Origin of the sequence: Lentzea aerocolonigenes, from assembly GCF_000955955.1 — a bacterium.
GTDB classification, from domain to species: Bacteria; Actinomycetota; Actinomycetes; order Mycobacteriales; family Pseudonocardiaceae; genus Lentzea; species Lentzea aerocolonigenes_A.
Genome location: NZ_JYJG01000612.1, coordinates 1 through 3,136, shown reverse-complemented (window position 1 = coordinate 3,136; position 3,136 = coordinate 1). Strand labels below are relative to the sequence as shown.

The 3,136-nt window shown below is 68.4% G+C and carries 2 protein-coding genes; both read right to left on the bottom strand.

What is annotated here, in order from left to right; translation table 11 throughout:
• Window positions 1-20: 20 nt before the first annotated feature.
• Complete coding sequence (gene ilvD / locus UK23_RS47885; RefSeq protein ID WP_045318534.1) at window positions 21-1,700, bottom strand: dihydroxy-acid dehydratase; 1,680 nt, start codon at window positions 1,698-1,700, stop codon at window positions 21-23.
• 20 nt (window positions 1,701-1,720) lie between these two features.
• On the bottom strand, window positions 1,721-2,890 hold the full coding sequence (locus tag UK23_RS47880) for an alginate lyase family protein (protein ID WP_045318533.1): 1,170 nt from the start codon (window positions 2,888-2,890) through the stop codon (window positions 1,721-1,723).
• Between the last annotated feature and the right edge of the window lie 246 nt (window positions 2,891-3,136).

Sequence of the window (3,136 nt, the reverse complement as noted above, 5' to 3'; positions counted from 1 at the left end):
GGACCCTTGGAATCAACCGTCTAGTCGCAGACGGCTCCACGCGACGCCGAGCCGACGAGCTTGGCGTACTTGGCGAGCACGCCGCGTTCGTAACGCGGAGGCAGCGGCGCCCAGCCCTCACGGCGGCTGTCGAGGTCGGCGTCCACGTCCAACGTGCCCTCGGCGACGTTCAGCGTGATCTGGTCGCCGTCGCGCACGAACGCGATGGGACCGCCGTCGACCGCCTCGGGTGCCACGTGGCCGACGCACAACCCCGTGGTGCCGCCGGAGAAGCGGCCGTCGGTGAGCAGCAGGACGTCCTTGCCGAGGCCCGCGCCCTTGATCGCCGCGGTGATGGCGAGCATCTCGCGCATGCCCGGCCCGCCCTTGGGGCCTTCGTAGCGGATCACCACGACGTCGCCCGCGGCGATCGTGCCGTCCTCCAGCGCGTCCATCGCGGCGCGCTCGCGGTCGAACACCCGCGCGGTGCCGGTGAAGACGTCCGAGTCGAAGCCCGCGGACTTGACCACCGCACCGTCCGGGGCGAGCGTGCCGCGCAGGATCGTGATGCCGCCGGTGTGGTGGATGGGCTTGTCCAGCGCACGCAGCACGAGGCCGTCGGGGTCAGGCGGGGCGATGTCGGCGAGGTTCTCGGCGACCGTGCGGCCGGTGACGGTGAGGCAGTCGCCGTGCAGCAGACCGGCGTCCAGCAGCGCCTTCATCACCACGGGCACGCCCCCGATGCGGTCGACGTCGGTCATCACGTGGCGTCCGAACGGCTTCACGTCGGCCAGGTGCGGCACCCGCGCGCCGATGCGGCTGAAGTCGTCCAGCGACAGTTCGACACCGGCCTCGTGCGCGATCGCGAGCAGGTGCAGCACCGCGTTGGTGGAGCCGCCGAACGCCATGACGACGGCGATCGCGTTCTCGAACGCCTCGCGCGTCATGATCTGCCGGGCGGTGATGCCCTTGCGCAGCATCTCGACCACGGCCTGGCCGGACCGGCGCGCGAACCCGTCACGACGACGGTCGGTGGCCGGGGGAGCGGCACTGCCGGGCAACGACATGCCCAACGCCTCCGCCGCGCTGGCCATGGTGTTCGCCGTGTACATGCCGCCGCACGCGCCCTCACCGGGGCAGATCGCGCGTTCGATCAGGTCGACGTCCTCACGGCTCATCAGCCCGCGCGCACAGGCCCCGACGGCCTCGAACGCGTCGATGATCGTGACTTCCTTCTCGGTGCCGTCGGTCAGCGTGACCCGGCCCGGCAGGATCGACCCGGCGTAGAGGAACACCGAAGCGAGGTCGAGCCGCGCGGCCGCCATCAGCATGCCGGGCAACGACTTGTCGCACCCGGCCAGCAGCACCGAGCCGTCGAGGCGCTCGGCCTGCATCACCGTCTCGACGCTGTCCGCGATCACCTCGCGCGACACCAGCGAGAAGTGCATGCCCTCGTGGCCCATCGAGATGCCGTCCGACACCGAGATCGTGCCGAACTCCAGCGGATACCCGCCCGCCGCGTGCACCCCGTCCTTCGACGCCTTCGCGAGGCGGTCCAGCGACAGGTTGCACGGCGTGATCTCGTTCCACGACGAGGCAACACCGATCTGCGGCTTCTCCCAGTCCTCGTCGCCCATGCCGACGGCCCGGAGCATCCCCCGCGCGGCGGTGCGCTCCAGGCCGTCGGTCACGTCGCGGCTGCGTGGCTTCACGTCTGTCATGCCACGCACGCTAGTACTTCTCAGGCCGGATTCGCCGCATGAGTCAGCGTTTCCCAGGCGACGAACAGGTTGTCCGTCCCCTGTGGACGCATGCGTTCGGTGTAGGCCTGGGTGTTCGCCATCGCGATGCCCAGCCGGGTGTTGAGCGCGTTGAACGACACCTCCGACGTCGGCCCGAGGCTCTGGTTGTACGACCCGCCGCACAGCCACGACGGCACCGGCTCACCGTTCTGGTACTTGGTGTGCAGGCCCCACGCGTGCCGCATGCGGTCCTTGATCTCGCCCCAGATGTCCTGGCCCTGGTGCCGTGCGGTCTCGGCGAGGTGCGCGGCCGCCGCGAGCCCGTAGCCGGTGTGCGTGAAGTCCCGGCAGGTCTCCTGCGACAGCCCGTCCACGAACGTCGACTGGTTCTGCCAGTAGGAGATGATCTCCGAGCGGGTGTCGATGCCGCTGCCCGGCGGCGTCTTCGGCAGCGATCCGTCGGTGGTCAGGTAGATGTAGGCCGGGATGCGGGTGCGGAAGATGCTGATCGCCTTGTCGTAGGCGGCCCGGTCCTCCAGGAAGACCGCGATGCCGATCGACCCCTCCATCATGCTGAGTTCCCAGTTGCCGTTGGTGTTCGCGCGGCCGTTCTGGATCTCGGGGAGGTAGACGTTGCGCAGCATCGTGCCGAAGCGGCCGCTGTTGGGCCAGCTTCCGTAGACGTGCTTGATGATCTCGGCGGCCTTGGGCCAGCTCGATGCCGACCACGCGGTCTGCAGCGGGGCGTTCGAGTTGGTGTGGTCGCGGATGGTGGCCGACCAGGCATCCATGATCTGAATCGCCTTGGTCGCGTACCGGTTGTCGCGCGTGATGTACCAAGCGAGCGAAAGGGTGTACGCGGCGATGGCGTCCTCGCGCTCGTCGGTGCAGCCGTAGTTGGGGTTGGAGTAGGAGCCGCACTCCACGACGGCACGCGGCTTCGGCGTGCGGTTCAGGTCGGCGTACTTCGACGCCATCATGCGGTCGTAGGCGAGCTTCCACGGCTGGGCGCCGGCCTGGACCTTGGCGCGCACGAAGTCCAGCTGTGGCCGGGAAACGACGACTCCCGGGTGGACGAACGCCGCCGGAGCCGCCGAGACGGATCCGGTGACCGGTACCAGCAATGAAGCCAGCAGTGCGATCAGCACCGCGCAGGAACGGGTGACCATAGCGCCAGTGTTAGTGGTCTATACCTTTGCGGTCAATGTTTCCGGCACAACATTCATGCTGGTGAACGGTTCATGCTTCTGAACAAGGCGGGACAACGAAAATCCCCCGGTGCGCGGGAGGTGCACCGGGGGACTCTCAGCTAGCAGGAGTGGGTCACTCCTTGCACTTCTTGCCCGTGTTCACGCAGTTGACCAGGCGGTTCATGATCTGCTGCGACATCACGTTGGCGAAGTCGTCGTGGTCGG